General features: G+C 69.8%; 30 protein-coding genes. 14 read left to right on the top strand and 16 right to left on the bottom strand.

What is annotated here, in order from left to right:
* Window positions 1–34: 34 nt before the first annotated feature.
* The 3 genes from larB (at window position 35) to P0Y41_RS09670 (ending at window position 1,616) form a co-directional block, all read left to right on the top strand.
* Window positions 35–859 carry a nickel pincer cofactor biosynthesis protein LarB gene (gene larB / locus P0Y41_RS09665; RefSeq protein ID WP_284061145.1) on the top strand — a complete coding sequence of 275 codons (825 nt, stop codon included), beginning with the start codon at window positions 35–37 and terminating at the stop codon, window positions 857–859.
* Between the two features lie 103 nt (window positions 860–962).
* Window positions 963–1,115, top strand: coding sequence for a DUF7563 family protein (locus P0Y41_RS18010; RefSeq protein WP_432764881.1), 153 nt, complete (start codon window positions 963–965; stop codon window positions 1,113–1,115).
* A 273-nt stretch (window positions 1,116–1,388) separates the two neighbouring features.
* Entirely contained in the window at window positions 1,389–1,616 is a 228-nt protein-coding gene (locus P0Y41_RS09670) for a GIY-YIG nuclease family protein (protein WP_284063394.1), read from the top strand.
* A 36-nt stretch (window positions 1,617–1,652) separates the two neighbouring features.
* Here the strand turns inward: P0Y41_RS09670 and P0Y41_RS09675 are convergent, their stop codons facing one another.
* Window positions 1,653–2,273, bottom strand: coding sequence for an NADPH-dependent FMN reductase (locus P0Y41_RS09675; protein ID WP_284061146.1), 621 nt, complete (start codon window positions 2,271–2,273; stop codon window positions 1,653–1,655).
* 181 nt (window positions 2,274–2,454) lie between these two features.
* Between P0Y41_RS09675 and P0Y41_RS09680 the strand changes: the two genes are divergently transcribed.
* Together P0Y41_RS09680 and P0Y41_RS09685 are read left to right on the top strand one after the other, a co-directional pair.
* Window positions 2,455–3,855: a phosphoglucomutase/phosphomannomutase family protein gene (locus P0Y41_RS09680; protein ID WP_284061147.1), complete on the top strand. Its 1,401-nt coding sequence runs from the start codon at window positions 2,455–2,457 to the stop codon at window positions 3,853–3,855.
* Between the two features lie 69 nt (window positions 3,856–3,924).
* Window positions 3,925–5,292 carry an alkaline phosphatase family protein gene (locus tag P0Y41_RS09685; RefSeq protein WP_284061148.1) on the top strand — a complete coding sequence of 456 codons (1,368 nt, stop codon included), beginning with the start codon at window positions 3,925–3,927 and terminating at the stop codon, window positions 5,290–5,292.
* A gap of 16 nt (window positions 5,293–5,308) precedes the next feature.
* On the opposite strand, the gene P0Y41_RS09690 is transcribed toward P0Y41_RS09685, so the two are convergent.
* Window positions 5,309–5,761 (bottom strand): GNAT family N-acetyltransferase, encoded by a 453-nt coding sequence (locus tag P0Y41_RS09690; RefSeq protein WP_284061149.1) that lies wholly within the window; start codon window positions 5,759–5,761, stop codon window positions 5,309–5,311.
* Window positions 5,758–5,958, bottom strand: a complete 201-nt coding sequence (gene samp2 / locus P0Y41_RS09695) for a ubiquitin-like small modifier protein SAMP2 (RefSeq protein WP_284063395.1) — start codon at window positions 5,956–5,958, stop codon at window positions 5,758–5,760. The genes P0Y41_RS09690 and samp2 overlap by 4 nt, the downstream gene beginning before the upstream one ends.
* Window positions 5,959–6,092: 134 nt before the next feature.
* On the opposite strand from samp2, the gene P0Y41_RS09700 reads away from it, so the two are divergent.
* Window positions 6,093–7,082 carry a replication factor C small subunit gene (locus P0Y41_RS09700; protein ID WP_284061150.1) on the top strand — a complete coding sequence of 330 codons (990 nt, stop codon included), beginning with the start codon at window positions 6,093–6,095 and terminating at the stop codon, window positions 7,080–7,082.
* 21 nt (window positions 7,083–7,103) lie between these two features.
* Here the strand turns inward: P0Y41_RS09700 and P0Y41_RS09705 are convergent, their stop codons facing one another.
* Complete coding sequence (locus P0Y41_RS09705) at window positions 7,104–8,069, bottom strand: cation diffusion facilitator family transporter (RefSeq protein WP_284061151.1); 966 nt, start codon at window positions 8,067–8,069, stop codon at window positions 7,104–7,106.
* 88 nt (window positions 8,070–8,157) lie between these two features.
* On the opposite strand from P0Y41_RS09705, the gene P0Y41_RS09710 reads away from it, so the two are divergent.
* Entirely contained in the window at window positions 8,158–8,676 is a 519-nt protein-coding gene (locus tag P0Y41_RS09710) for a metallophosphoesterase (protein WP_284061152.1), read from the top strand.
* A 306-nt stretch (window positions 8,677–8,982) separates the two neighbouring features.
* Here P0Y41_RS09710 and P0Y41_RS09715 read toward each other — a convergent pair whose 3' ends face one another.
* Entirely contained in the window at window positions 8,983–9,933 is a 951-nt protein-coding gene (locus P0Y41_RS09715) for an ArsR/SmtB family transcription factor (RefSeq protein WP_284061153.1), read from the bottom strand.
* Window positions 9,934–10,041: 108 nt separating this feature from the next.
* Window positions 10,042–10,989, bottom strand: a complete 948-nt coding sequence (locus tag P0Y41_RS09720) for an NEW3 domain-containing protein (protein WP_284061154.1) — start codon at window positions 10,987–10,989, stop codon at window positions 10,042–10,044.
* 308 nt (window positions 10,990–11,297) lie between these two features.
* On the opposite strand from P0Y41_RS09720, the gene P0Y41_RS09725 reads away from it, so the two are divergent.
* Together P0Y41_RS09725 and P0Y41_RS09730 are read left to right on the top strand one after the other, a co-directional pair.
* Window positions 11,298–12,461, top strand: a complete 1,164-nt coding sequence (locus P0Y41_RS09725) for an acyl-CoA dehydrogenase family protein (protein WP_284061155.1) — start codon at window positions 11,298–11,300, stop codon at window positions 12,459–12,461.
* Between the two features lie 177 nt (window positions 12,462–12,638).
* Window positions 12,639–12,944: a DUF7853 family protein gene (locus P0Y41_RS09730; RefSeq protein ID WP_284061156.1), complete on the top strand. Its 306-nt coding sequence runs from the start codon at window positions 12,639–12,641 to the stop codon at window positions 12,942–12,944.
* A 3-nt stretch (window positions 12,945–12,947) separates the two neighbouring features.
* On the opposite strand, the gene P0Y41_RS09735 is transcribed toward P0Y41_RS09730, so the two are convergent.
* Entirely contained in the window at window positions 12,948–13,331 is a 384-nt protein-coding gene (locus P0Y41_RS09735; protein ID WP_284061157.1) for a thiol-disulfide oxidoreductase DCC family protein, read from the bottom strand.
* Between the two features lie 63 nt (window positions 13,332–13,394).
* On the bottom strand, window positions 13,395–13,883 hold the full coding sequence (locus P0Y41_RS09740; RefSeq protein WP_284061158.1) for a cupin domain-containing protein: 489 nt from the start codon (window positions 13,881–13,883) through the stop codon (window positions 13,395–13,397).
* 142 nt (window positions 13,884–14,025) lie between these two features.
* On the opposite strand from P0Y41_RS09740, the gene P0Y41_RS09745 reads away from it, so the two are divergent.
* Window positions 14,026–14,346, top strand: coding sequence for a 4Fe-4S dicluster domain-containing protein (locus P0Y41_RS09745; protein WP_284061159.1), 321 nt, complete (start codon window positions 14,026–14,028; stop codon window positions 14,344–14,346).
* A gap of 51 nt (window positions 14,347–14,397) precedes the next feature.
* Here the strand turns inward: P0Y41_RS09745 and P0Y41_RS09750 are convergent, their stop codons facing one another.
* A complete protein-coding gene (locus P0Y41_RS09750; RefSeq protein WP_284061160.1) occupies window positions 14,398–16,524 on the bottom strand; it encodes a heterodisulfide reductase-related iron-sulfur binding cluster in 2,127 nt (708 codons plus the stop codon).
* Window positions 16,525–16,724: 200 nt separating this feature from the next.
* Here P0Y41_RS09750 and P0Y41_RS09755 point away from each other — a divergent pair, with 200 nt between their 5' ends.
* Window positions 16,725–17,321, top strand: a complete 597-nt coding sequence (locus P0Y41_RS09755; protein WP_284061161.1) for a conditioned medium-induced protein 4 — start codon at window positions 16,725–16,727, stop codon at window positions 17,319–17,321.
* 434 nt (window positions 17,322–17,755) lie between these two features.
* Window positions 17,756–18,469: a CRISPR-associated protein Cas4 gene (locus P0Y41_RS09760; protein WP_284061162.1), complete on the top strand. Its 714-nt coding sequence runs from the start codon at window positions 17,756–17,758 to the stop codon at window positions 18,467–18,469.
* A gap of 18 nt (window positions 18,470–18,487) precedes the next feature.
* Here the strand turns inward: P0Y41_RS09760 and P0Y41_RS09765 are convergent, their stop codons facing one another.
* From P0Y41_RS09765 to P0Y41_RS09775, 3 genes are read right to left on the bottom strand one after another with little or no spacing between them, the layout of a single operon-like run.
* Window positions 18,488–19,105, bottom strand: coding sequence for an L-threonylcarbamoyladenylate synthase (locus tag P0Y41_RS09765; protein WP_284061163.1), 618 nt, complete (start codon window positions 19,103–19,105; stop codon window positions 18,488–18,490).
* Window positions 19,106–19,114: 9 nt separating this feature from the next.
* Window positions 19,115–19,627 carry a redoxin domain-containing protein gene (locus tag P0Y41_RS09770; RefSeq protein WP_284061164.1) on the bottom strand — a complete coding sequence of 171 codons (513 nt, stop codon included), beginning with the start codon at window positions 19,625–19,627 and terminating at the stop codon, window positions 19,115–19,117.
* Complete coding sequence (locus tag P0Y41_RS09775) at window positions 19,628–19,897, bottom strand: glutaredoxin family protein (RefSeq protein ID WP_284061165.1); 270 nt, start codon at window positions 19,895–19,897, stop codon at window positions 19,628–19,630.
* A 131-nt stretch (window positions 19,898–20,028) separates the two neighbouring features.
* Between P0Y41_RS09775 and P0Y41_RS09780 the strand changes: the two genes are divergently transcribed.
* Window positions 20,029–21,411 carry a hemolysin family protein gene (locus P0Y41_RS09780; protein ID WP_284061166.1) on the top strand — a complete coding sequence of 461 codons (1,383 nt, stop codon included), beginning with the start codon at window positions 20,029–20,031 and terminating at the stop codon, window positions 21,409–21,411.
* Window positions 21,412–21,551: 140 nt separating this feature from the next.
* Window positions 21,552–22,565, top strand: a complete 1,014-nt coding sequence (locus P0Y41_RS09785) for a two-component system sensor histidine kinase NtrB (protein ID WP_284061167.1) — start codon at window positions 21,552–21,554, stop codon at window positions 22,563–22,565.
* 96 nt (window positions 22,566–22,661) lie between these two features.
* Here the strand turns inward: P0Y41_RS09785 and P0Y41_RS09790 are convergent, their stop codons facing one another.
* The 4 genes from P0Y41_RS09790 to P0Y41_RS09805 form a co-directional block, all read right to left on the bottom strand.
* The gene (locus P0Y41_RS09790) at window positions 22,662–23,867 is read right to left on the bottom strand and encodes an inorganic phosphate transporter (RefSeq protein ID WP_284061168.1); all 1,206 of its coding nucleotides are present in this window, start codon (window positions 23,865–23,867) and stop codon (window positions 22,662–22,664) included.
* 125 nt (window positions 23,868–23,992) lie between these two features.
* Complete coding sequence (locus P0Y41_RS09795) at window positions 23,993–24,148, bottom strand: DUF7859 family protein (protein WP_284061169.1); 156 nt, start codon at window positions 24,146–24,148, stop codon at window positions 23,993–23,995.
* Window positions 24,149–24,275: 127 nt separating this feature from the next.
* Window positions 24,276–24,989 carry a type 1 glutamine amidotransferase gene (locus tag P0Y41_RS09800; RefSeq protein WP_284061170.1) on the bottom strand — a complete coding sequence of 238 codons (714 nt, stop codon included), beginning with the start codon at window positions 24,987–24,989 and terminating at the stop codon, window positions 24,276–24,278.
* A 91-nt stretch (window positions 24,990–25,080) separates the two neighbouring features.
* Entirely contained in the window at window positions 25,081–25,869 is a 789-nt protein-coding gene (locus P0Y41_RS09805; protein ID WP_284061171.1) for an alpha/beta fold hydrolase, read from the bottom strand.
* Window positions 25,870–25,945: the final 76 nt, after the last annotated feature.

The raw sequence follows: 25,945 nt of genomic DNA on the forward strand, positions 1-25,945 counted from the left end.
TGGGTTCGAGTCGCTCCACGTCGGAGGGTCGGTCATGCGCGAAACGTTGGAGGCGGTCGCTGCCGGCGACCTCACGCCCACACAGGCGGAGGCGCAACTGCGCGGGTACGCGACCACAGAGGCCGGGCGGTTCGACGCCGCCCGGGAGCACCGCCGCGGGATCCCGGAGGGGATTCTCGCGGAGGGGAAGACGCCCGCGGAGGTGGCGGCGATGGCCGACGCGGCTGTCGACTCGACCGGGCGAGCGCTCGTCACGCGCGCCGACGACGAGACAGCCGAACAGGTCCGGACGTACATGGACCAAGAGCACCCCGAGGCGACCGTCGACCGCGACGCGCGGGCCCAGACGGTCGTCGTCCACGCGGCCGACTACGAGCCACCCGGCGTCGACGCGGACGTGGTCGTCGTCTCCGGCGGCACCGCCGACGCGCACGCCGCGCGAGAGGCCGCCGTCGTCGCCGGCGAGGCCGGCCCCCGCGTCGAGACGGTCGAGGACGTGGGCGTCGCCAACCTCACGCGCGTGCTCGACGAGATCGAGACGCTCAGATCCGCCGACGTGCTCGTCGTCGCCGCCGGACGGGAGGCGACGCTCCCGACGCTCGTCGCGGGGCTGGTCGGCGCGCCGGTGATCGGCCTCCCCACGTCGACGGGGTACGGGGTCGGCGGCGACGGCGTCGCGGCGCTGTTGGGCCTGCTCCAGTCGTGTACCGTGTTGTCGGTGGTGAACGTCGACGCGGGCTTCGTCGCCGGAACGCAGGCCGGACTGATCGCCATCGGCGTCGACGGCGCCGCCGCCGGGTCCGCTGACGAACCGGCCGCCGACGCCACCGATGGCTCCCCCACCGAGTCGGAACGCTGACCGGGCGATCTGGCGCCGCTGAGCGGCGGGTTCGCCGTGAAAGGGTATATGTGTCATGCTCCCCTACGTCTGTCACCGGCAGCGGTGGATGCCGGACGACCACATGCCACGCTGCGACCACTGCGGGTCGCACGTATCCGACCGCTTCGCCCGCGTGTTCAGTGACGAACGCGGGGATCTGAATGCGTGCCCGTCCTGCTCTGCGAACGCGGGCATCGCCGAAGTGGCACGAGAACGGACCCGCGCAGACGACTGAACCGCTCTGCGACTACCTCACCGCGCCGCGACGGCCACCACCCGCCCGTTCCCCGTTCCCCCGCGGGACTCGGGACCGGCGGCGCCGTGCCGCACCCGACCCGTTTATTTCGCCGTCACCGCCACTTCGACTGTGAGCGACAGCGATCCGGAACACGCCGGCGGCGACGGCGACGACTGCGCGCGCGTCGGTGTCGCCGACGGCGACAGCGGCGACAGCGGCGAGGGTCCCGTACGCGTCGATGGCGTCCGCGTCCCATCGGCCGATCACTACGTGTACGTCCTCGAATGTGCGGACGGCTCGCTGTACACCGGTTACACGACCGAGGTGGCTCGTCGCGTCGCCGAACACGACGCCGGCGACGGCGCGAAGTACACCCGCGGCCGGACGCCCGTCGAGTTGGTCCACGTCGAGACGTTCGACTCGAAGTCGGCAGCGATGTCCCGGGAGTACGCGATCAAACAGCGCTCGCGCCGGGAGAAGGAGTCGCTGGTCGACTAGGTCGGCGCGGGCCCCGTATCAGCGACGGGCGCTCGGCTACTCCGGAACGTCGAGGAACTCGTCTTTGTGCCCGGCGTAGTGGGCGACCCGACGGCCGAGCTTCGCCGTCCGCTCGCGGAGCGCGTCGTCGACGAACTCGTAGCGCGCCCCCGATCCGATCGCGTCATCGGGCGGGCGCTCGCCGTCGTCCCACGGTTCGAACCGGTTCCGGGCGTTGCGGATCCCGACCTGGAGCGGGGCGACCCAGCCGTGGACGCCCCGGATCGTCGCGCGCATGTGTTCGAGCGTGCCGCCATAGGATCCGCCGCCGGCGACGGCGAACAGCCCGACGACGGTGTCCTCGTACTCGTCGAAGCTGCACCAGTCGTGGAACGACCGAAACGCCGAGGAGTACGAGTCGTGGTACACCGGCGAACACAGCAGGACGCCGTCAGCGCGGCGCATCCGCCCGAGGAGATCGGGCACGTCGCCGGCGTCGGCGGCGTCCACGTCGGGGTGATACAGGGGGACGTCGAGGTCGGGGTCCCCGAGGTCGATGACGTCCGGCTCGGCGCCGTACTCGGCGGCCGCATCGAGGGCGTACTCCAGCGTCGCCCGACCGTAGCTCCCGTCGCGCCGCGAGCCGTTCACGGCGACGACGGTGGGTGTCTCCGACATGCCCGTGGATTCCCGGGCGCGCGCAAAAGGCCGTCGGGTTACTCGACCGTCAGTCGATCGGTAGCCGACCGGCGATCGACCGTCCGCCGATCAGCGCACGACTGCCGAGTCGTCCGCGCGCGGACCGAGGCGGCGACACCGGACACCCGGGTTTTTGCCGTCCGACGCCGACGGCTCCCGCATGGACGAGATCTCCTTCGGAACCGACGGGTGGCGCGCCACCCTCGACACGTTCACCGACCGCCGGGTCCGCATCGTCGGCCAGGCGGTCGCCGACACCTTGGCCGCGTCGGAGCCCGACGGCTCCGAGCGCCAGGTGATCGTCGGCTACGACGCCCGCCCAACCTCCGAGGGGTTCGCGGAGTCGCTCGCTGCGGTGCTCGCCGGCAACGGCTTCGACGTGCTACTCCCCGAGCGCGACTGCCCCACCCCGCTGGTGGCCCACGCCATCGTCGAGCGCGACGCCGCGGGCGCGATGATGGTGACGGCCTCGCACAACCCGCCGGAGTACAACGGCGTGAAGTTCATCCCCGACGACGGCGCCCCCGCGCTCCCCGAGGTCACCGAGCGCATCGAGGCAAACCTCCGCGAGCCGGCACTCGACGCCGCCGGCACCGATGAGGAGGGCGAGATCCGCCGCGTCGACCTCGTGACGCCGCACGCCGAGCACGCCCGCGATCTCGTCGCCGGCGACGGGGCGCTCGATCTGTCTGGACTGACGGTCGCGTACGACGCGATGCACGGCAGCGGCCGCGGCGTCACCGACGCGCTGCTGGAGGCGGCGGGCGCCGAGGTCGAGCGCCTGCGGTGCGAGCGCGACCCCGAGTTCGGCGGCGGCTCGCCCGAGCCCTCGGCCGAGAACCTGACGGAACTCACCGAGCGCGTCGCCGAGGGCGGCGCGGATCTGGGGATCGCCAACGACGGCGACGCCGACCGGCTGGCGATCGTGACGTCCGAGCGGGGTCACCTCGACGAGAACCTCTTTTTCGCGGCGACGTACGACCACCTGCTCGAGGGCGACAGCGGCCCGGCGATCCGGACAGTCTCGACCACCTTCCTCATCGACCGCATCGCGGAGGCCCACGGCGAGGAGGTGGTCGAGACCGCGGTCGGCTTCAAGTGGGTCGCCGAGGCCATGGGCGAGCACGACGCGCTGATGGGCGGGGAGGAGTCGGGCGGCTTCTCCGTTCGCGGGCACGTCCGCGAGAAGGACGGCGTCCTGATGGCGCTGCTCGCGGCCGCCGCCGAGCGCGAGGAGTCCTACGACAACCGCGTCGACCGACTGGAGGCCGAGCACGGTCGCATCGTCGCCGACAAGGTGAGCGTCGACTGCCCAGACGGCGAGAAGGCGCGCGTCATCGACGACCTCGCCGACCACATCCCCGACGAGGTCGCCGGCGAGGCGGTGGCCGACGTGGTGACGGTTGACGGCTTCAAGCTCCTGCTCGCGGACGGCTCGTGGCTGCTCGTACGCCCGTCCGGAACCGAGCCGAAGATGCGCGTGTACGGCGAATCCGGCTCCGAGGCGGACACCGCGGCGATCCTCGCGGACGGCCGCGGGTTGGTCGAGGCCCTCGTCTGAGCGCCGGCGCTGACCGCGCCCGATCGCCGGATCCCCGGGTTTGACGGCGCGGTCGTCGCTACGACCGCCATGTTCGACGACGAGGTCGCCGCCGCCATCCGCGACGACCGCGAGCGCGACGGCTACCTGTTTCCCGACTACGGTCGGTACTGTTTCGCGGGCGTCCCAGCCACCCTCGGCGGGATGCTCGGCGTCGACCTCCCGGGCGACCCGCTCCCGGACGGCGCCGTCGCCGACGTGCCCGGCCTCGCCGGCACCGCCCCCGACGACGACGCCGACTACGACCGGGTCTGTCACGTACTCGTCGACGGCTTCGGCTACGAGCAGTGGCGCCGCGAGGTCGCCGCCGACCGAGCGCCCGAGTGGTTCGCCGCTCTCGCAGAAGCGGCCGGGGTAACGCCGCTCACGTCCGTCTATCCCTCCGAGACGGCGGCGGCGATCACCACGGTCCACACCGGCCGCACGCCCGCCGAGCACGGGATGATCGGGTGGGACGCGTACCTCCCCGACGCCGACCGCGTGGTTCAGGCGCTCCCGTTCACGGCGAAGTCCGGCGAGGGGGCCGCCGAGGCGTACGGCGTCGACGCGGCCGACCTCTTCGCGGGCGGATCGATATACGAACCGCTCGCGGCCGAGGGCGTCGACTCGGTGACGGTCCAGCCCACGAAGGCGGCGACCGGCGCCTACTCGGCGCACGCGCTCGCCGGCGCCGACGCCCGCGGCTACGAGGATCTCGACGGCTTCCGATCGCTGTTGACCGAGGCGCTCTCCGAGTCGGATCCGGGCACCTACTGTTACGCGTACCTCTCGGACGTGGACGGCGCGGCCCACGAGGCCGGCACCGAATCCGCCCACTACCGCGAGACGCTCGCGGCCGTCTCCGAGGCCGTCTCGACGGCACTGTCGGGCGTCCCCGAGGCGGTCGCCGAGTCGACGCTGCTCGTGCTCACCGCCGATCACGGCCACGTCGACACCGACCCCGAGACCAACGTCGACCTCTGGGAGCACGACTTCCTCACCGAGCGCATGCGGCGCTACGAGACCGGCGCCCCCGCCGGCTATCCCCTCACGGGGAACGACGACGGCGGGGACGACGCCGACGCGGGCGACCCGCTCCCGCCGGTCGGAGGCGCGCGAAACGTCCACCTCCACCTCCGTCCGGGCACGACCGACGAGGTGATCGACTACCTCGACCGGACGTTCGACGGGCGGGCGTTCGCCCGCGAGGACGCCCTCGACCGGGGGCTGTTCGGCGATCGCGAGCCCGCCGATCGCTTCCGCCGGCGCTGCGGCGACGTGGTGTTCGTCCACCGGCGGAAGGCGGTCTGGCGCGGGGACGAGCCCGGCAAACTCGGATACGTCGGTTGGCACGGCGGGTTGACGCCCGAAGAGATGCTGACGCCGTTCGCGGCCGCGCCGCTGTCGGACGTGATCTGAATCGGCCGCGAGGCGGTCAGCCGATGGTGTCGTCGCCCTCGTCGACCGCACCGCCCGCCAGCCTCCCGAACAGTCGCCGGTCGCGCTCCTCCACCTCGAACCCGAGCGACTCGTAGAACGGCCGCACTTGGGACCGGAACGTCGCCGTCAGCGGTCCGTCGACGCGGTCGCCCGCGGCGGCGACGAGTGCGGTGCCGACACCGTCGGCCCGCCGCGACCGACGGACCGCGACCGCATCGACGTGGCTGCCGTCGAGAACGAGCGCGCCGATCACGTCGCGATCGGCGCCGGCCCGTCTCTCGGTCCCCCTCAGCGCGACCAACGCGTCGCCGCCGCCGACGCGGTCGGAGAGGTCGACGGGGACGGTCAACACCGCGGCGTCGAACAGCCGGCGGATCGCCTCGGTCTCGTCGTCGCGTGCGGCGCGGACGCTGACGTCGCTCCCGCTCTCCCCGTCCCCGTCGCTCATCCGCCCTTGATCAGCCGGAGCACCTTGAGCTCGTTCGCCTCGACGGGCGCGTCCTCGGGAACGGGAGCGCCGTCGACGAGGACCGTCACCTCGTGTGGCGAGTAGCCGGTCGCCCGGCACACGTCGGCGTAGGTCGCGTCGTCGTCGAGCGCGAGGGTCTCGGTCCCCTCGCCGACGACCTCGCAGGTCACGTCCATGTCCGCAGTCGCCGCCGCGCGGCTTTCAGCGTTGCCGTCGCGGGCGACCGCCGGCGGTGCCACCGCGCGCCGACCCGGCAGCGCCGGGTCGCAATCTCGGGGCGTTTATCCCCCCGGGCCGCCGACCACCGTCTATGAGCGAGGCCGACGACGGCGAGGCCGCCGAGTCCACGCCCGGGCGGGAGGTCTGGATCGAGAAGTACCGCCCGCAGACGCTGGAGGACGTGTACGGACACGAGCAGATCGTCTCCCGACTCCAGAGCTACATCCGGCAGGACGACCTGCCGCACCTCCTCTTTGCAGGCCCCGCGGGCGTGGGAAAGACGACGTCGGCCGTCGCCATCGCGAAGTCGATCTACGGCGACGACTGGCGGACGAACTTCCTCGAACTCAACGCCTCCGACCAGCGCGGGATCGACGTGGTGCGCGACCGGATCAAGAACTTCGCGCGCTCGTCGTTCGGCGGCCACGACTACCGGATCATCTTCCTCGACGAGGCCGACTCACTCACCGACGACGCGCAGTCCGCCCTCCGCCGGACGATGGAGCAGTTCTCCGACAACACGCGCTTCATCCTCTCGTGCAACTACTCCTCGAAGATCATCGACCCGATCCAGTCGCGGTGTGCCGTCTTCCGGTTCTCGCCGCTCGCGGACGAGGCGGTCGAGGCGCAGGTGCGCGACATCGCCGCCGAGCAGGACATCGAGATCACCGACGACGGCCTCGACGCGCTGGTGTACGCCGCGAACGGCGACATGCGGCGCGCGATCAACTCGCTGCAGGCGGCGGCGACTACGGGGGAGATCGTCGACGAGCAAGCCGTCTACGAGATCACTGCGACCGCCCGTCCCGAGGAGATCGAAGCGATGGTCGAGGACGCGCTCGCGGGCGATTTCTCGAAATCGCGTTCGACGCTCGACACCCTCCTCACGGAGACGGGGATGGCCGGCGGCGACATCATCGACCAGCTTCACCGTTCAGTGTGGGAGTTCGGGCTCTCGGACCGGGAAGCGGTGCGGCTGATGGAGCGCATCGGCGAGACCGACTTCCGGATCACCGAGGGCGCAAACGAGCAGGTACAACTGGAGGCGCTGCTCGCGTCGCTCGCGCTCGCGGACGAGTAGGTCCCGAATCGGCGTGGTCACTCACACCTCGGGTTCGATGTAGACGATCCGAACCCGATCGTCGAGCGACTTGAGCTTCTCCTCGATCGCCGTGATGTCCTCGTCGACCGTATCCGCCGTGGCGTCGCCGTCGAAGCTCACGTCCGCGGTGACGAGCACCTCGCCGGGACCGACGAAGACGGTGCGGAACCCGTCGACGTGGACGACCCCCTCGTGCTCGGCGATAGCCGACTGGAGCGTCTCCTCCACGTCGGCCGCCAGCGACTCGCCGAGGATGAGCCGCTTGTTCTCCCACGCGAGCGCGACGGCGAAGCCCATCAGCAGCGCACCGATGAGAACCGAGGAGATCGCGTCGAAGATCGGCATCTCCAGGAACCGCGCGAGCGAGATGCCGACGAGGGCGATAGCCGCCCCCGCAAGCGCGATGGCGTCCTCGGTGAACGCGGTGAGCGTCGTCACGTCGCTGGTCTTCGAGAACGCCTCGCGGATCCCGGACCAGTCGTACGCGTCGATCTGCCGCTGGAGCTCAGCGTTCGCCTTCGCAAGCGCATAGACCTCAAACACGATCGCGCCAAGCAGGACGACGACGTTGATCCAGAACGGGTCGACCGGAACGAGTTCGGTGAAGTTGATCCCCGCGAGGATCACGTCGGCACGCTCGCCGCCGTGTCCAGGGTTCATCAGCGCGCTATACCCGTGTTTCAGCGACTCCCATCCCGCGATGCCGAACAGCAGCACCGACACGAGGAACGCGTAGAAGAACTGGGCCTTCCCGTAGCCGAAGGGGTGCGCCCGGTTCGCCTTTCTGTTCGAGTAGCGGATGCCGACGAGGAGAAACACCTGGTTCCCGGTGTCGGAGATGGAGTGGTACGTCTCCGAGAGCATCGACGGCGACCCGGTGAGCAGGAAGCCGAAGAACTTCAGCACCGCGATGGACCCGTTGGCGATCAGCGCGGCGATGACGACGGATCTGCTGCCTCCAGCCATTGCCGGCTCCTCGCCCCCGACCGTAATCAACCCCCGGGACGGCCCTGGGCTCCCGAAGCGTTAGTACCGCCCACCGCCTCCGACGAATATGCTCGTCGTCATCTCCGACACGCACGGTACCGACGGCCACCAGCTCCGGGGGCGAACCCTGACGGCGGTGCGGGAGGCCGACGCCGTGATCCACGCGGGGGACTTCTACCGGGAAGCAGTACTCGACGATCTCCGGCGGGCGGCCGACGCGGTGTACGGGGTCACGGGGAACAACGACGACGCAGCGCTGCGCGAACGACTGCCCCGCGAGCGCGTCGTCGGCTACGAGGGGGCGACTGTCGCGGTTCGCCACCGCTCGCGCAGCGGCGCGACGGGGTTGGTCATGTTCGGCCGCGAGCGCGACGCGGACCTGGTCGTCTTCGGTCACAGTCACCGCCCGGAGTTCGACGACTCCGGGGGGGTGCCGCTGCTCAATCCGGGGAGCTACGCGCAGCCACGGGGAAACCGAGCGGCCCACGCCGAACTCACGCGGACCGACGAGGGGCTCTCTGGAGCACTCGTGACGCCCGACGGCGAGGTGTTCGAGCGGTTCTCGGTACCCGTTCGCGGCCCGTGAGCTCGCTCGACGGATGTGACTGCCGAGCCATGGAGTCGAAATCGGGTCTGAGACGCGCGCGGCTGCCGCCGCGAGGTGGTCTCGGTCGCGTCAACGGGGACCGGGTTCCCGGGTCGCTCGACCCCCTCGCGCCCGGTCGGGGGATGTCAGGGGGGAAGGGGGAGGGTGACTGGCGGGTGGCTCGGGCGCGGTGGGTGGAGGGCCGGTGCGGGAACCGCGAACGGAGGGTCGGCGCGTCACCGGGAACCGGTACCAACTCGTAGCGGCGCTCGTGTCAAGTACCTTCTCTATGGTCAAACGCCGTTTTTAGTCACCGCGTCCGCGGCGACCGCGACCCCCGGCTGTCGGTGATAGCGACCGCGACGACGGCTCACGCCCCGCCGCGGCGGCGGGCGACCAGCGCGACGACGGCGAGCGCGAGCAGCCCCCGCACAGGAACAGGAAGCCGGGTGACGCGGCGAGCTGGTCGACCAGCGTCGGCCCCGCGTCGCCGGAAACGGCGTACGTCGTCTCTCGCGCCAACTCCGTCGCGGTCGACGCGGGCGTCGGTGTCGCTGCGGGCGTCGAAGTGGGCGCGGACGTGGCCGTCTCCGCGGCCGTCTCGGTCGCCTCCTGGATCCCGATGCCGCCGTCGGTGGCGGTTTCAGTCGACGCCTCCGTCGCCGTCGGTGTCGCGGCGTCGTCGGCTGCCGCCTCCGTGGCCGTCGCGTTCGTCGACTCGACGCTCACGTCGCCGTCCGCACCGCTGGCGCCGTCTGCGCCCCCGGCCGCCCCGAACCCGAACGTGGGCGCGAACGGGCCGTCGAGTGCGGTCTCGACGACGACGGCGCCGAGGCCGACCGCGCCGATCCCGCCGAGCAGGCGGCTGAGCGTCGCGCGGATGCCCGAGGCTTCGGACTCGGGGCCGGCGACGAGCACGAGCGGCCCGTCGGCCGGGGCGTACACGTCCATCTCGCGGCCCTTCTGGGAGTAGGAGGTGTCGACGACCTCGACGACGCCCGCCTCGCGCAGGCGCTTCAGGTGGTACTGGGTGTTCTGCAGCGACGTGTCGACGCGATCGGCGACGTCGCTGGCGGGCCCAGGGCTGTCGTGGAGCGCAGAGAGGATCGCGCGGGCGGTGTCCGAGGACAACGCGGCGAGCACGTCGTCGGCGTCGTCGCCGTCGACGCCGATGACCCGCGGGTCGCGGTCGCCGTCGTCGTCGCCGCGGGACCACGGCCCGCCGATCCCGGGGATGGAGGAGGGCATGTCGGCCATTCGTCGTTCCTCTTTCGCGGTGGAGTTGGTAAGCCTTCCGTGCGCTCACGCCCGGCGACGGACAGCCGGGTCCGCGGCGCTCGTCGTCCCGTCCCCCCTCGCGTTCCGTCACCCCAACCGGCTATGGCCGAACACGACGGCGGCCGCCGCGATCGTCGCCGCTCCGGCGATCGCTGTCGCGATCCCGAAGCCGTCGCCGGTCGCGCTCGTCCCGCCGGGGTCGGTTGTCTCGGACAGCGCGGCTGTCGCGGTCGTCCCCGTCGGCGACTCGTCCCCGCCCGCGGTCGTCGCGGCTGCGTCCCCGTTCGTCGCCGGCGGCGCGGTCGTCGGTCCCGGCGTCTCCGCCGGACGCACCTCGACGGTCTCGTTCTCGACGGCGACCGCGTGGGTCGCGCTGGCGACCCGCAGCCCCACCGAGTACTCGCCGGGCGTGGCGGTCTGCGGAACCGCGACGACGACCGTCGTGTCGATCTCCTCGCCGGGCGCCACTGACGGCCACTCGACCGTCCGGTTCGCTGACCGGTACCGGCCGTCGCCCCGCACGCCCGCTATCGACCAGCCCTCGGGCAACGACGCGACGGACACGGAGAGGGATTCGATCGGGGTCTCGCCGTTGTTGACGAGACTGAGGAGCAGTTCCCCCTGTCGTTCGTCGTGCCCGACCGAACCGAGGTGCGCGAAGACGGTCTGTGGCCGCCGCTCGTGCAGACGAAGCGCGAGCGTCGCGTTCTCGTGGTCGAGTACCCGTAGTTCGCTGATCCCGCGGTCGCTCACCGCGACGGCGGCGTCGGCACGCCTCCAGTCGACGGCCGTCGCGAACGCGCCGTCGTCAGCGACCCGGACTACGGTCACGTTCGGCGGATCGGCCGCCGCGAGCGACCGCAGTTCGCCCGCCGACCGCTCGCGTAGGGCCCCGGACTCTCCGATGAGTACGACTGCATCGGCGGCCGGCTCTCCGACGGGGTCGGTCACCGTTCCCTCGATCCGAATCTCGTCCCCAGGACCGTGATTCTGCCCCGCGGCTGCGGGTGGCGTCGTCGCTGTTGTCGCTGTCATCGTCGCTGTTGTCGCTGTCGCCGTCGCTGTCACTGCCGCTCCCCCAACCGCCAACACCGCGCACAGCAGACACGCCGCGCAGGCGACCGCGGCGCGATCTTCGCTCCGTCGCATGGCTTTCGATACGGATTCGACCGCCAAGTGCCTCGTGGAGAGACAAACCGCTATCGTAGCTACGGCCGGCGTTCGGAACCGATCGACCGTGATCCGGTTCGATTCCTCCGTGCTTGCCCCGACTCGACCGCGTTTTTCACGAAGGATCCGGCAGATCCCGACACCCCTTTGTCGACGTGTCACCGAGTCCTCGTATGCTCGATTACGTCGGTCTGGAGGCGGACCTCTCGGCCGAGGAGAAGTTGATCCGGGACACGGCCCGGGAGTTCGTCGCCGAGGAGGTCGCCCCCGACATCGCCGACCACTACGAGGCCGGGACGTTCCCCACCGAGTTGATCCCGGAGATGGGCGAGATCGGGTTTTACGCCCCGAACTTGGAGGGATACGGTTCGCCGAACGTCTCCGAGCGCGCGTACGGCCTGCTGATGCAGGAACTGGAGGCGTGCGACTCCGGCCTGCGCTCGATGGCCAGCGTCCAGGGCGCGCTCGTGATGTACCCGATCCACGCGTTCGGCAGCGAGGCCCAGAAGGAGGAGTGGCTCCCCGCGCTCGGGCAAGGGGAGGCCGTCGGCTGTTTCGGCCTGACGGAACCGGAGCACGGCTCGAACCCCTCGGGGATGGAGACGCGCGCCGAGCGCGACGCCGACGGCTTCGTCCTCAACGGCGAGAAGACGTGGATCACCAACGCCCCCATCGCCGACGTGGCGGTCGTGTGGGCGCGGCTCGCCTCCGAGGAGGAGTCGCCGGTGCGGGGGTTCCTCGTCGAGACCGACCGCGACGGGGTGGAAACGCCGAAGATTGACGAGAAGCTCTCGATGCGCGCGTCGGTCACCGGCGGCATCGTCCTCGACGACGTGCGCGTTCCCGAGGAGAACGTTCTGCCCGAGGTGACGGGGATGAAGGGGCCGCTGTCGTGTCTCACGCAGGCCCGATACGGCATCGCGTGGGGCGCCGTCGGCGCCGCCCGCGACTGCTTCGAGACCGCCCGCGAGTACCAGACCGACCGCGACCAGTTCGGCGGCCCCATCGCGCGCTTCCAGATCCAACAGGAGAAGCTCGCGGAGATGGCGACGCAGATCACCCTCGCGCAGTTGCTCGCGTACCGGCTTGCGGACCTGAAGGAGCGCGGCGATCTGCGCCCGCAGCAGGTGTCGATGGCCAAGCGAAACAACGTCCGGATGGCTCGGAATCAAGCGCGCGTCGCCCGAGAGATGCTCGGCGGCAACGGCATCACGACCGACTACTCGCCGATGCGCCACATGAGCAATCTGGAGACGGTGTACACCTACGAGGGGACCCACGACATCCACTCGCTCATCATCGGAGAGGACCTCACGGGTCTCGCCGCCTATCAGTGAACCGCACGGGTTTCGCTCGTCGGTAGTCACCGACGCGCTACTCACGTCGTCCGGTTGCATCGAAGCCTCGGGCGACGACACGAGCGCGCCGTCGGGTCTCGCCCCCGTACTCGCCGCTGTGACGGCGTGCGAACCATGAACATAGCTAAGTAGGTGGACTTTGAGGCGCCAACCAAGATGGCCAACCCAGTCGAGGGCGAACGCCGGACGCTCGCGTTCTCACGCGAGGAGGCGTGGGTGGTCCACGCCGCGCTTCTCGACGGGGTCCGGACGGCGGTCGAAGACGGGAATTCCGCGGAGGGGTATCCGGAGCTCGACGCCTTGAGGGCGATAGAGGGCGGGCGAGAGCGCTTCGACCGCGAGGAGGCGGGCGTCATTCACGGGGCGCTGAAGACGTACCTCGGGGGCGCGCCCAAACGCGACAGAGCGCCGGGGCAGGCGGCGCTGCGCCGGACTGCTGGCGCCGACGCTCCCGACGCTTGAGCGCTACGTCGAGACGTCTCCGTTCGACAGCGAGTCGTGCCGCGCGAGCTTCCCCCACAGCGCCCGGCGGTCCGCAGCCCACCGATAGATCTGCTCGCGCGCCTCAGGATACCGTGGTAGCCCCCTCGCAGCCGCGGTGAGCCACCATCCGGCGGCGCCGGTGCGCTTCGCGACCTGTTCGAGCGCCTCGCCGCAGGAGTACACCGCGGTGTCGGTGGCGAGGTGCATGCACTCCTCGTAGTCGTCGGGCAGACGCGCGCGCAGCCCGTCGTCCTCGTCGAGGTCGGAGAAGCCGACGGCCTCGAACTCGCCCAGCTCCAGCGCGTGCGAGACGACGAACGTGCAAAACCCGCAGTCGTCGTCGTACACGAGGCGTGGTACGGACATACTCCAGTGTACGGGCCCGTCGAATATGTGGTTTCGGGCGGACCGTGTCGACCGCGCCGATTCTCACCCGTCCTCGCCGTCCCAGTAGTCGACGGCGTCGTCGCGACGGAAGTAGGCGTCCACGTCGCGTTCGCCCGTTCCGCCCGGTGGCGCGCCGCCCATCGCGCCCACCTTGTCCGAGTCGGGATAGACGAGGACGTCCGGGTCGCGCATCGTGGACATCGCGAGGTAGCGGAGCACGTCCTCAGCGTCGTTGACCACCCGGTGGGCACCGTCTTCGCCGGCGGGAAGCGCCACGTAGTCGCCCGCGCGAATCGGGGTCGTTCCGTCGGCGTGGCGCACGGTTCCCTCCCCCGAGAGGACGTACAGCGCCTCCGCGTTGCCCGCGTGGTAGTGGTACGGCCACGCGCGCTTGCCGGGCGGGAGCTCGTAGAGGCTACACCCGAGGTCGTCCCCGCCGGCGGCCGCGGCTAGTCTCTTTCGGCGCCATCCCACTTGCTCGCTCCGGTCGGTCTCGTCCCAGTCCACACCGTCGACGTTGACGCGGTTCACGGCCCTCGCGTCGCCGCCGCGGGTGGTAATCGTATCGCCGCCGTCGTCGCGTCGAGGCGGCGCTCGCGGTCGTCGTCGACACTCCTCTCGCGGCTGTGCCCGGATGCCGGCGTTTTTGTACGTGTCGCGGCAAAGACCGACAATGGGAATCGATCCGAACTTCGACGACAACCGCGAGAAGGCCGGCGAGGAGAACGGCCTCGACGTGTGGGGGCCGGTCGACCCGCCGGAGAAGCTCGGCATCCACGGCGCCCACGTCGCCGTCGACTACGACATCTGCATCGCCGACGGCGCGTGCCTCGAGAACTGCCCGGTCGACGTGTTCGACTGGGTGGACACGCCCGACCACCCCGAAAGCGAGCGGAAGGTCGAGCCGACCCGCGAGGACCAGTGTATCGACTGCATGCTGTGCGTGGATATCTGCCCGGTCGACGCGATCGACGTGGACGCCTCGCGGTCGTAAGCCGTCGAACACTCGGGGATCGGCTCGCCCCCACCCCGCCGAATCGGTCGGTCAGTCCGCCGCCGCGGGCGTCGTATCGTCGCCGTCGGCGTCGGCGGGTGCCTCGACCGCGACGCCGTCCTTCGCCGCCAGCGCTTCACACAGCAACTCGGCGATGTCGACGATCTCGATATCGTCCTCGAAGTTCCCCGTCTTGCGACCGTCCTCGTACATCGTCCCGCACATCGGGCAGGCGACGACGAACTTCTCGACCGCGCCGCCGGCGTCGGTGTCCTCCAGCGCCTCGCGGAGGCGTTCCTCGCTGGGCTTCGTGTGCTCGTCTTGATCCATCCAGAGGCCGCCGCCGCCGCCGCCACAGCAGAACGAGTCCGAGCGGTTGCGCGGCATCTCGTACAGGTCGACGCCGCTGGCGCGGACGAGGTCGCGGGGCGCCTCGTACACGTCGTTCATCCGGCCGAGGTGACACGGGTCGTGGTACGTCGCGGTGTAGTCGAGTTCGGTGCCGTCCAGCCCGAGGCGACCCTGCTCGACGAGGTTCTCGACGACCTCGGTGTAGTGGAAGACGGGGTCGTCGAACTCCGAGACCTCGGGGTACTCGTTGCGGAAGGTGTTCATCGAGTGCGGGTCGGTCGTGACCACCTTCTCGAAGGTCGCCGACGCGAACGCCTCGGTGTTGTCCTCGACGAGCATCTCGAAGAGGCCCTCCTCGCCGACGCGTCGCACGTCGTTGCCGTCGTGCTGCTCGTCCTCGTAGAGGATCCCGTAGGAGACGTTCGCGCGCTCGAACAGCGTCGCGAGCGAGCGCGCGACGCGCTGGTTGCGCTCGTCGTAGCTTGGGTACTCGCCGACGTACCAGAGGAACTCCACGTCCTCCTCGCGGGCGTCGGGGACCTCGAAGTCGAGGTCCTCGGTCCAGTCGGGGCGCTTGCGCGCGGGGTCGCCGAACGTGTTGCCGTTCTGGAACACATTCATCATGGCGTCTTGCACCATCTCGTCCATCTGGCCCGTCTCGGTGAGCCGGCGGTTCATCTGGGTGAACTCCGAGACGTGCTCGATGTCGACGGGGCAGGCGTCCATGCAGGCCATGCAGGACATGCACGACTCCATGGACTCGGCGGCGATGACGGAGTCGCCGCCGTCGGCGACGATCTCGACCTCCTCCGTACGGCCGGCGTCGAGGTCTTGCCGATACTGTTTCAGGTCGAGGATCACGTCGCGCGGGTCGAGATTCCGACCGGAGGCGTTCGCCGGGCACACCGACGAACAGCGGCCGCACTTCGTGCAGGCGTCCTGATCGAGAATGTGGCGCCACGAGAAGTCCTCGATGGAACCGTAGCCGATCTCGTCGGGGCCGGCGTCCTCGGGGACGCCGGGGAGCCGGACGCCCGCCTTCTCGTCGCGGGTCACGACGTTCGCGAACGAGGAGATCATGTGGAACGGCTTCGCGTACGGGATCAGGGCGATGAACGCGAACGCCAGCAGCGCGTGGCTCCACCAGGTCGCGGCGTACAGCGACTCAGCCATCCCGGCGGTCAGGCCGGCCTCGGCGAAGATGCCGGCGAGAAAGTAGCCAACGAACGACACGCGCTCGAAGTCGGCGAACTGCGCGGAGCCGACGATCCGGAGCGCCTCGACCACGTAGCCGCCGACGCCGAGCGCGAACAGGGTCCACACGAACGCGTCGTCCTCTAGCGAGGTGTGTTTGCCCCACAAGCGTCCCTCGCGCTCGGTGTACCGGCGGTAGATGGCCATGCCCACGCCGACGACGAACAGCAGACCCATCGCGTCCATGACGAACGAGTACGAGAGGTAGAAGTCCCCGACGAAGAACGACTCGCCCGTCACGGGTCGCCAGAAGTCGAGATCGATCCCGAGGATCGTCGTCCCGATAAGCAGCGTCAGAAAGCCCCAGAGGATGAACGCGTGCATCACGCCCGCGTACAGGTCGCGATCGAACTGGTTGCGGTTCGAGGCGACGATGCCGGCGGCCCGTAGCACCCGGCGCGGCAGGTCGTCGAGGCGGTCGAACCAGTCGTCCTCGCCGGCGGCGTAGCGCGCGAACCGCGCGTACGTTCCGTAGAGGAACACCGCGATCGCGACCGCCGCGAGGTAGTAGAAGGCGGCCTTCCCGACGGGACCGATCGTCCAGAAGGTCTCGCGCGTCACGTCGGCTTGCATGTCGATACCGCGTCTCCGTTTCTGGTTAAATCTTCTCACACGATCGTGCGTGACGGTCTCCGACGACTGTCAGAACTGCTCCCGATGTCGGCCAGCAGCTGTATTCTGGTGATCTGGCGTCCGTCAGTTCTCGTCGGCGCGGTCGCGCGGGTCGTCGCCGGCAACACCCTTTTGTTCGACGACGGTCATCAATTCAGTCTATGGACGAGAAGACGGAGGAACTCCGCGACATCTTCCTCGACGCGACGGGCGACGACACCGTCACCGAGCGTCAGGAGGAGGGGCACGGCTCGCTCGCTCGCGAGACCGACGCCACCGAGCAGGTCGCCGACCTCGTCGCGCGGATGTCCGAGCGCTACGAGTTCGACTCCGGGCGCTCCGACGACGATCTCGTTCGGGTCGTCACCCTGTACTTCGAGGGCGCTGACGACGCCGCCATCGCCGACGATCTCGGAACCGATGAGGGGGCGGTCTTCGACGCGCGGATGGACCTCCACCTCGTCCGCGACGGCGACCGGGAGGCGCCGTTCGACCTCTCGCAGCTCCGATCGATGCACGTCGACGGCGTGGCGACCGACGAGCGCGCCGCCCGACTCGACGCCGACGAGGCGACCGTCGAGCACTACTCGAGGGTCGTCGCCGCCGACCTGGAGTCGACGCGGGCGAACGACCGCTTCCGCGACGAGTTCGCCGACCTGCTCGCCGAGCAGGACCTCAAGGGGGGTCACACCGAGGACGCCCGCGAGGACGGGCTTCGAGAGGCCGCCGAGGACATCGAGACGAACGTTTCATTCTAACCGACCTCTTTCCGCCTCGGGTTTCTTCGCTGCGCTGCGGGAACCGCTCGGCGAAACCCCGTCGATGCCAAAAGGCCGCTCGCTCGGCCTCCGGCCTCGCTCGGGGTACTCACGCTGGTGACTCCGCGACCGAAACTGCGACTGCGACGCGACCGAAACTGCGACTGCGACGCGACCGAAACTGCGACTGCGACGCGACCGAAACTGCGACTGCGACGCGACCGAAACTGCGACTGCGACGCGACCGAAACTGCGACTGCGACGCGACCGAAACTGCGACTGCGACGCGACCGAAACTGCGACTGCGACGCGACCGAAACTGCGACTGCGACGCGACCGAAACTGCGACTGCGACGCGACCGCACCACTTCCGCGACCGCGACGCCCACCGCTCGCCGCGAACGTTCAAATACGAACCCGGAACCACCACCCACGTGTCCCGGGACAAGGTGACGTTCACGGACCTCGCGACGGCGACGTACTGCCCGCGGCAACTGTACTACGACCGCCGCGAGGATGACCGCGAGCCGCCGCCGGAGGCGACCGTCCGGATCGAGCTCGCCTTCCGGTATCCCGAGCTGCGAGATCTGGACGACGCGGCCCTGGCGGCGGAATCGATCGATCGCCCGCCGGATAAGTACCGTGCGGCGCTCGCTCGGCTGACTGACCGAGCGGACTGGGAGTCGCTGTCGAGTCCGACGAACACGCGCGTCCTGCTCGACGGGAAGGACGCACGCGGCGTCGCGCACAAGATCCTCGGGCCGATCGGGGCGGCGGCGCCGCGAGACGACGAGGGGAACCCGACCGGGGACCCGCCGGTTCCGGTTGTCGTCTCGCCCGGCGAGCCGCCCGATCAGGGCGTGTGGGAGCCGCAGTCGGTGAAAGCCGTCGCGGCGATGCACGCCCTCTCGTGGCAGGAAGGGAGGCGGATCAGGCGCGCGCTCGTGGAGTACCCCGCCCACGGCGTCGTTCGCGAGGTCTCCCTGTCGGTCCGGCGCTCCGGAACGTACCGCCGGGTACTCCGTTCGGTTCGAGACATGGACGGCCCGCCGGCGCGGCTGTCGGGCGACACGAAGTGTCGAGAGTGCCGTCACCGAGCGAACTGCGGGGTGAAAACGCGGAGCCTGCGGAGCCTGATCGGACTGTGAGTCGCCTCCGCTCCGTGCTCAGGGTTCGCTCGCCAGCCACTCGCGGATCTCGTCGGCCAGTGGGCCGGCGCGGTGGATGACGCCGCGATCCGGATCGACGACGGTGCTCTCGCCGCCGGGCGTCTCGCCGCCGTCGAGCACGACCGCACAGCCGTCGCGGATCCGCGGGTCGAGATCGGCGACCCGGCGGACGCTCCCGGCGCCCGAGCGGTTCGCACTCGTCGCGGTGATCGGGCCCGCGGCGCCCGCAAGCGTCCGCGCAGTTCGGTGATCCGGGACGCGGATCCCGACCCGCGGCCCGCCGTCGGTGAGCTCGGGCGCCAGCGCGTCGCCGCGGTCGACGACGACGGTCACTGGCCCCGGGAGGAACGCCCGCGCGAACCGTTCGGCGCGGTCGCTCGCGGGCACGAGCGACAGCGCCGCCTCGACGCCCCCGAACGCGACCGACAGCGGCTTGTCGCGCGAGCGGTCCTTCAGCTCGTACACGCGCTCGACCGCGGTGGGGTCGGTGGCGTCGGCGCCGAGCCCGTACACCGTCTCGGTCGGATAGACAACGGGGTCGCCGGCGCGCACCGCCTCCGCGGCGCGCTCGATATCAGCGTCCGTCAGTCCGCGGTCCGATCCGTCGGCGTTCATGGTGGCTTCTTACAGGCGGTGGATCTGCTCTTCGATCTCGTCGTAGTCCGGGAAGTCCGGCCACTCGGCGGCGACCCACGCGTACTCGACGACGTGGTCCGCATCCAGTAGGAACACCGCCGGGCGGTGCTCGCGAATCCCCATCATTCCGTCGAGGTCCTGGACGGCGCCGTACAGGTCGCCGACCTCGGCCGAGGGGTCCGAGAACAGTTCGTACTCCATCCCGCGCTCCTCCACGAACGTCTTGTGTTCGTACGGGCTCGAAATCGAGACGCCGACGACGGTCACGTCCTCGGTGTCGCCGCGGCCCCACCCGCGGTCGCGGATCTCGTTCCAGACGTACGTCGCGGGGAACGCGCCGTCCATCGGGAAGAACACGAGCGCGACCGGACCGTCGAGGTCCGACAGAGAGGTGTCAGTCCAGTACTCGTCCCCGACGAGCGGCCGGGTGAACTCGGGCGCCGCATCGCCGACGGCGACGTGGTCCGCCTCCGGAAGTTCGACGACGTCGAAGTCGACCATTCAGGCACCCCCCGCCGCGCCGTCGCCGTAGGTGTTGTCGAGGTACTCGACGATGTTCCCCGACTCGGACATCGTTACGCCGGTGTGTTCGTCGCGGATCGCGGGCACCGAGCGCTTGCCGGTGAGCCGCGCGACCGCGTTCCGATCGGCGTGCATCGGCTCCACGAACCGCGACTCGTAATCCAGGTCGTACTGCTTCAGCTTCCGGACGACGCGCTCGCAGTACGGACACGCCTGCAGTCGGTACAACGTGATCTGCGGTTCGGGCATACGCGGCCGTACGACGGCATCCCGGGTAACGCCTTCGCCCGCGGAATCGGTCGATTGAGTCCTCGTACTCGGGCGGGTCCGAGATTCGAGGACAACGCTTAATTCGGGGGCCGGGTTAGCTTCCGTATCACATGGGTTTGTCGCCGGTACACGCACTCAGAGGGGCGCCCGCGCAACTCGGCGGACTCACGAACGCCGTGCCAATCACTGACACGACGATCACCGTCGGCGGCGTCGTCGCGATCGTCGTGCTCATTGGCCTCTCCGCGTTCTTCTCCTCCTCGGAGATCGCGATGTTCTCGTTGGCCAGCCACCGGGTCGAACAGCTCGTCGAAGACGGTCGCCTCGGCGCCGAGGCGGTCAAGGAGCTGAAGAACGACCCGCACCGACTGCTCGTGACGATCCTCGTCGGGAACAACATCGTCAACATCGCGATGTCCTCCATCGCGACCGGGCTGTTCGCCATCTACATGAGCCAGGGGCAAGCCGTCGTCGCGGCGACGTTCGGGATCACCGCGCTCGTGCTCCTGTTCGGCGAGTCCGCGCCCAAGAGCTACGCCGTCGAGAACACCGAGTCGTGGGCGCTGCGGATCGCCCGCCCGCTACAGCTGTCCGAGATCGTTCTGTTCCCGCTGATCGTCGTCTTCGACTACCTCACCCGCGTCATCAACAAGGTCACCGGCGGACGGTCGGCTATCGAGACCTCCTACGTCACTCGCGACGAGATCCAGAACATGATCCAGACCGGGGAGCGCGAGGGCGTCATCGAGGAGGAGGAGCGGGAGATGCTCGACCGCATCTTCCGGTTCAACCAGACCATCGCCAAGGAGGTGATGACGCCGCGTCTCGACGTGACCGCGGTGCCGAAGGACGCCTCTATCGACGAGGCGATCGAGACGTGCGTGCAGGCCGACCACGAGCGCGTCCCCGTCTACGAGGGGAACCTCGACAACATCACCGGGGTCGTGAACATCCGCGATCTGGTCCGCGCGCGCTACTACGGCGAAGGCGAGAACGACCTCGCCAGCGTCGTCCAGCCGACGCTGCACGTCCCCGAGTCGAAGAACGCCGACGAGCTGCTCGAGGAGATGCAGGAGACGCGGATGCAGATGGTCGTCGTCATCGACGAGTTCGGCACCACCGAGGGGATCCTCACCCTGGAGGACATGGTCGAGGAGATCGTCGGCGAGATCCTCGAGGGCGACGAGGAGGAGCCGTTCGAGTTCGTCGAAGACAACACCGTCCTCGTGCGCGGCGAGGTCAACATCGACGAGGTGAACGAGGTGCTCGATATCGAACTCCCGGAGGGTCAGGAGTTCGAGACGCTTGCGGGATTCGTGTTCAACCGCGCCGGCCGGCTCGTCGAGGAGGGCGAAGAGATCGACTACGAGGGCGTGAAGATCCGCATCGAGGAGGTCGACAACACGCGGATCATGCGCGCCCGCGTCACCGTCACCGAGGAGTACTTCCAAAACGACGAGGAGGCGGAGGCGGGCGCGGAAGCAGAGAGCTGACCGGACGACGACGCACCGGTCGACGACCCCGCCGTGCGGCCTCGTTCCCGATGCGATGTGCGCGAACGGTCGCGCTCGCTTGCGTGGCTGACTTCTCACGAGGGCAAGACTTTATCTCCCGACCGTGAACCTGTCACACGATGGACTCCGAGCCTGTTGGGGATCTCTCCCCGCTGTTCTTCACCGAGCTCGTCGAGACGGTCGGCGTTGGCGTCGCCGTCTACGGCGACGACGGCTCGTACGTCTACGTCAACGAGGCGTATGCCGACTTCTTCGGCGTCGATTCGACGGAGCTGGTGGGCACGCCACTCTGGGATATCGTCCCGCGGATCGACGCGGACCAGTTCGACCGCTACTGGGCGTCGTTCGAGGTTGGCGAAACCCGGAGCACCGAGACGGTGCACGAGTACAACGGGACGACCGTGCCGGTCGACACGATCACCACGCGGCGGATATTCGACGGGACGGCGTACCACTTCGGAACGATCAAAGACATCTCCGAGCGGAAGGAGCGGGAGCGGGAGATCTCCCGTCAAAACGAGCGACTCGACGACTTCGCCAGGGTGGTCTCACACGACCTCCGCAATCCGCTCAACATCGCGCAGGGCTATCTCGACATTCTCACCGAGGACGTCGACCGAGACGAGCTCGCACTCGCGATCAATTCGCTGGACCGGATGGACACGCTGATAACGGAACTGCTCACGCTCGCCAAGAGCGGCGACGGTATCGGCGACACCGAGCAGGTCTCCGTCTCCGAGGTGGCGGAGGCAGCGTGGAACACCGTTTCGACGGGGGCGGCGGACATCGTCTATCCCGACCGGAGCGTCGCCGTCATCGCCGACCGGTCGCGTCTCCAGCAGCTCTTCGAGAACCTCTTTCGGAACGCGATCGAACACGGCGGCGAGCGCACCACCGTCACCGTCGAAACGCGATCCGACGGCTTCTCGGTCGCTGACGACGGGGTCGGCATCCCAGTTGAAGAACGCGAGACGGTCTTCGACACCGGCTACACGACCGTCGAAGACGGGACCGGCTTCGGCCTCAACATCGTTGAGGAGGTCGCGACCGCACACGGGTGGTCGGTGGAGATAACCGAAAGCGCCGGCGGCGGCGCACGGTTCGACATCTCCGGCGTCGAGTTCGCCGACTGAGCAGTCGCCGATCTCTCGACGGGCCGTTCGTCGCTCGCGACGACTGCACGGCCGCGTCGAATCGCATCGACACGGGACTCCGGAACCGCCTCGCCCTCACGCCACCGCGTCGACCGCGGTGAATGCTCCGTACCCGAGCGCCAGCGCCAGCGCCAGCGAGCCGACCCACGCGAGCACGGTGTAGGCCATCTTCCGCGTGCTCACGCCCGCACCGCCGGCTGCGTACCCCGATCCGATGATCGCCGAGACGATGATCTCGTTGAACGAGACGGGAATGCCGAACGCGACGGCGGTTTGGGCGATTGCGAAACTCGGGATGAGCGCGGCGATGGAGCGACGGGGACCCAGCGACGAGTAGTCCTGTGCGAGCGCTTTGATCATCCGCGGGGCGCCCGTCCACGAGCCAGCAAGCAGCCCGAGGCCGCCGCCGACGAGCACGGCGAGCAGTGGGATCTGGACGTCGGCGCCCTCGCCGCCGATGAGCGGGACGAGCGGGCCGATCGCGAGCCCGACCTGCGAGCCGCCCGCGGAGAAGGCGACGAGCCCGCCCAACACGAGGAGGAAGCGCCGCTGCCCGCGCGCCTCGTTGAGTGACATGTCGCGAAACAGCGCGAGCGCCACGATAACCGAGAACGCGGCGGTGACCACGATCCAGCCGCTCTCGACTCCGGCGACCTCGATCGCGGGGAGGGCGACAGCAGCGGCTTCGGCCAGTGACCGCTGGACGCCCGGCGGCCCGAGCACGGTGAAGCCGATGTTGGCGACGAGGGCGGCGACGAGACCGGCGAGGGTCGGCACGGCGACGCGCTCGGGGACTCGCTCGGCCCGGAGGAGCCGCGCGGTGCCGTAGGCGATGGCGCCGCCGACGAACGGGGTTGCGACCCACAGCGCGACGATCTCGCGGTACTTCTCCCACGCGGGATCGCCGCCGAGCGCGAGGCCGACGCCGACGACCGCGCCGGTGACGGTGAACGCGGTGGCGATCGGGTAGCCCGCGAACACGCCGATCGCGACGAGCACGGCCGCGGTGATCAGCCCGACGATGGCGGCGGACGCGGTGATCGAGACGCCGACGATGAGGTCGTTTCCGACGGCCTCCGTGACGTTAGCGCCCTGTAACACCGCGCCGAGGAACCCGAGCACCCCGACGACGAGGCCAGCGCGCATCACGGAGATTGCGTTGGCGCCGACGGCGGGGGCGAACGGCGTCGACCCGGACGAGCCGGCGCCGATCGCCCACGCCATGAACAGCGATGCGAGGGCGGCAACGAGGAGCGTGGCGAGGGTACCGGCTGCGACCATACCCTGGCGTCAGGCCCCGCGGCTAAGTCCTTGTTGGGTCGGTCCTCGGAGCGCGGGTGGCCGACGGCGGGCGTACTGCCTCCCGTGGGCGCGCCGAGGGTCGCGACCGCAGATGACGCCAGCGGTCACTGGCGACCCTGATCGTAGCCCTCGGCGACGTTGACGACGATTCGACGGACGAACAGGTACGCGCCGAACACCAGCGCGAGCAGCACCACGAGGATGATCGTCAGCCCGGGGTTCGCCGCGACGGCGTCGATCAGCGTGTCCACAACGGCCATGCCCGCCGATGCGGCGGTGCAGGGGATATGGGTTTCGACAGGGGTGGCGCGGCGAGGACCGGTCGGGCCCGTTCTCGCGCATCGACCGGGCCGATATCACACCCAGACCGGCCCGTCGCAACCGCCCTCAGGCCTCGACTTCGGTGTTCGACTCCGCATCGCGGACGCGGCTGCAGTGGACGGTGAAGTTGTCGAACAGCGCCTTCGCCTCGCAGGCGGCGTCGTAGCGCTCGGGCGTGATCGCCGCGAGCACCTCGTCGACGCGCTCGTCGCCGATGCGGTCGCGTTTCCCGTCGGTGACGCTCTCGGCGGTCTCGATGTCGTATTCCGGATGGAACTGGACGCCCCAGCAGTCCCCCTTGCGGAACGCGTGGACGCCGAACTCGTTTTCGGCGAGCAGCTCTGCGCCCGGAGGGAGCTCGACCACCGCGTCGCCGTGGGTGGTGAAGACAGTGAACTCCTCGTCGATGCCCGCGAACAGCTCGTCGTCGCCGCGGTGGGTGACCTCGTTGTACCCGATCTCGAAGTCGTCCATGCCGCCGACGCGGCCCCCTAAGGCCTCCGCGAGCACCTGGTGGCCGTAGCAGACGCCGAGGATCGGCAGGCCGCGCTCGGCGGCCTCGGCGGTCCACTCGACCAGCGGCGGGATCCACTCCTCGTCCCAGTAGACGGAGGATCGCGAGCCGGTGATCACCACTCCATCGAAGTCGAACTGCTCGGGCAGCTCCCGTGCGTTCGCGTCGAACTCCGCGAGGTCGGCGTCGAGCTCCCGCCGGAAGTTCCGGGCGGTGTTCGCACCGTCGTGGGCCGCGTTGAGCAGCGCGAGCCGGAGGCGTGTCATTACGCGTGCTGGGTCGCTCGCGGGCAAAGGGTTTGCGCCACCGCCGAGTTCCGCCGGCGTCGCCGACGGCGACGCTGACGGCTCCAGTCGGCTACTCCTCGTCGAAGAACGCCACGATCCGGTCGTTCACCTCGCGGCTCGCCTCCACGTTCGCGAGGTGGCCGGCGCCGCCGATCTCGACGAACTCCCCGCGCGGCAGCCCCTCGGCGAGCTCCTCGCCCTTGGTCGACGGACACACCGCGTCCTCGCTCCCGTGGAGCACGAGCGCCTCGTTCGACACCTCGTACAGCCGGTCCGCGACGTCGAATTCGGCGACAGCTTCGCGGGCGGCGGTCCACGCCGTGCGGTCGGCGTCCTCGACGGCGCGCCACTCGACGATCTGCGAGACGACGTCCGGCTGGTACTCGAGGAACTCGTCGGTCACGGCCGCTCGCAGCGACGACTCGAGCGCGTCCGGATCGGCGGGGTCTGCCCACAGGGGATCCGGGTTCAGCCCGCTGCCATACGCCGGCGTGCCGACGAGCGCGAGCTTCCGGACGCGCTCGGAGCGCAGCGCCGCGTGTAGGGCGACCATTCCGCCGAGGCCGACGCCGACGACGTGGGTCGCGCGGACTCCCGCGTCGGCGAGCACGGCGTCCAGATCCGCGGCGAGTTGCCCGACCGTATACGGCCCCTGTGGCGCGTCGGAGTCGCCGGTGCCGCGCGTCGCGGGGACGATCGCCCGGTACGGCCCGGCGACGGCGGCGTGCTGCCAGCCCCACTGCCACGGCCCGTAGCCGATCTCTCCGCAGAACGCGACGGCGTCAACGTCGCGGTCGTCGCCGCCCTCGCCGTCTCTCTCGTAGTACAGATCCACATCCCCGTTCGATGCGTAGGGCACGACCGGGAGTTCGGCGCGGCAGGGCCTCAATCCCGGGGGTCTGCCGACGCGGGCAGTCAGTCACGGGCGCCGCCGC

Origin of the sequence: Halobaculum halobium, from assembly GCF_030127145.1 — an archaeon.
GTDB classification, from domain to species: Archaea; Halobacteriota; Halobacteria; order Halobacteriales; family Haloferacaceae; genus Halobaculum; species Halobaculum halobium.

What these genes read in the sequence shown, in the direction of transcription:
- P0Y41_RS09800 (WP_284061170.1), bottom strand. Translation starts at nt 24,989, where the DNA reads ATGACACGCCTCCGGCTCGCGCTGCTCAACGCGGCCCACGACGGTGCG.
- P0Y41_RS09780 (WP_284061166.1), top strand. Translation starts at nt 20,029, where the DNA reads ATGGGTTTGTCGCCGGTACACGCACTCAGAGGGGCGCCCGCGCAACTC.
- P0Y41_RS09765 (WP_284061163.1), bottom strand. Translation starts at nt 19,105, where the DNA reads ATGAACGCCGACGGATCGGACCGCGGACTGACGGACGCTGATATCGAG.
- P0Y41_RS09790 (WP_284061168.1), bottom strand. Translation starts at nt 23,867, where the DNA reads ATGGTCGCAGCCGGTACCCTCGCCACGCTCCTCGTTGCCGCCCTCGCA.
- P0Y41_RS09715 (WP_284061153.1), bottom strand. Translation starts at nt 9,933, where the DNA reads ATGGCCGACATGCCCTCCTCCATCCCCGGGATCGGCGGGCCGTGGTCC.
- P0Y41_RS09775 (WP_284061165.1), bottom strand. Translation starts at nt 19,897, where the DNA reads ATGCCCGAACCGCAGATCACGTTGTACCGACTGCAGGCGTGTCCGTAC.
- P0Y41_RS09755 (WP_284061161.1), top strand. Translation starts at nt 16,725, where the DNA reads ATGGACGAGAAGACGGAGGAACTCCGCGACATCTTCCTCGACGCGACG.
- P0Y41_RS09785 (WP_284061167.1), top strand. Translation starts at nt 21,552, where the DNA reads ATGGACTCCGAGCCTGTTGGGGATCTCTCCCCGCTGTTCTTCACCGAG.
- P0Y41_RS09770 (WP_284061164.1), bottom strand. Translation starts at nt 19,627, where the DNA reads ATGGTCGACTTCGACGTCGTCGAACTTCCGGAGGCGGACCACGTCGCC.
- P0Y41_RS09710 (WP_284061152.1), top strand. Translation starts at nt 8,158, where the DNA reads ATGCTCGTCGTCATCTCCGACACGCACGGTACCGACGGCCACCAGCTC.
- P0Y41_RS09725 (WP_284061155.1), top strand. Translation starts at nt 11,298, where the DNA reads ATGCTCGATTACGTCGGTCTGGAGGCGGACCTCTCGGCCGAGGAGAAG.
- P0Y41_RS09690 (WP_284061149.1), bottom strand. Translation starts at nt 5,761, where the DNA reads ATGAGCGACGGGGACGGGGAGAGCGGGAGCGACGTCAGCGTCCGCGCC.
- P0Y41_RS18010 (WP_432764881.1), top strand. Translation starts at nt 963, where the DNA reads ATGCCACGCTGCGACCACTGCGGGTCGCACGTATCCGACCGCTTCGCC.
- P0Y41_RS09745 (WP_284061159.1), top strand. Translation starts at nt 14,026, where the DNA reads ATGGGAATCGATCCGAACTTCGACGACAACCGCGAGAAGGCCGGCGAG.
- P0Y41_RS09750 (WP_284061160.1), bottom strand. Translation starts at nt 16,524, where the DNA reads ATGCAAGCCGACGTGACGCGCGAGACCTTCTGGACGATCGGTCCCGTC.
- samp2 (WP_284063395.1), bottom strand. Translation starts at nt 5,958, where the DNA reads ATGGACGTGACCTGCGAGGTCGTCGGCGAGGGGACCGAGACCCTCGCG.
- P0Y41_RS09685 (WP_284061148.1), top strand. Translation starts at nt 3,925, where the DNA reads ATGTTCGACGACGAGGTCGCCGCCGCCATCCGCGACGACCGCGAGCGC.
- P0Y41_RS09700 (WP_284061150.1), top strand. Translation starts at nt 6,093, where the DNA reads ATGAGCGAGGCCGACGACGGCGAGGCCGCCGAGTCCACGCCCGGGCGG.
- P0Y41_RS09730 (WP_284061156.1), top strand. Translation starts at nt 12,639, where the DNA reads ATGGCCAACCCAGTCGAGGGCGAACGCCGGACGCTCGCGTTCTCACGC.
- P0Y41_RS09795 (WP_284061169.1), bottom strand. Translation starts at nt 24,148, where the DNA reads ATGGCCGTTGTGGACACGCTGATCGACGCCGTCGCGGCGAACCCCGGG.
- P0Y41_RS09720 (WP_284061154.1), bottom strand. Translation starts at nt 10,989, where the DNA reads ATGACAGCGACAACAGCGACGACGCCACCCGCAGCCGCGGGGCAGAAT.
- larB (WP_284061145.1), top strand. Translation starts at nt 35, where the DNA reads ATGCGCGAAACGTTGGAGGCGGTCGCTGCCGGCGACCTCACGCCCACA.
- P0Y41_RS09680 (WP_284061147.1), top strand. Translation starts at nt 2,455, where the DNA reads ATGGACGAGATCTCCTTCGGAACCGACGGGTGGCGCGCCACCCTCGAC.
- P0Y41_RS09675 (WP_284061146.1), bottom strand. Translation starts at nt 2,273, where the DNA reads ATGTCGGAGACACCCACCGTCGTCGCCGTGAACGGCTCGCGGCGCGAC.
- P0Y41_RS09735 (WP_284061157.1), bottom strand. Translation starts at nt 13,331, where the DNA reads ATGTCCGTACCACGCCTCGTGTACGACGACGACTGCGGGTTTTGCACG.
- P0Y41_RS09705 (WP_284061151.1), bottom strand. Translation starts at nt 8,069, where the DNA reads ATGGCTGGAGGCAGCAGATCCGTCGTCATCGCCGCGCTGATCGCCAAC.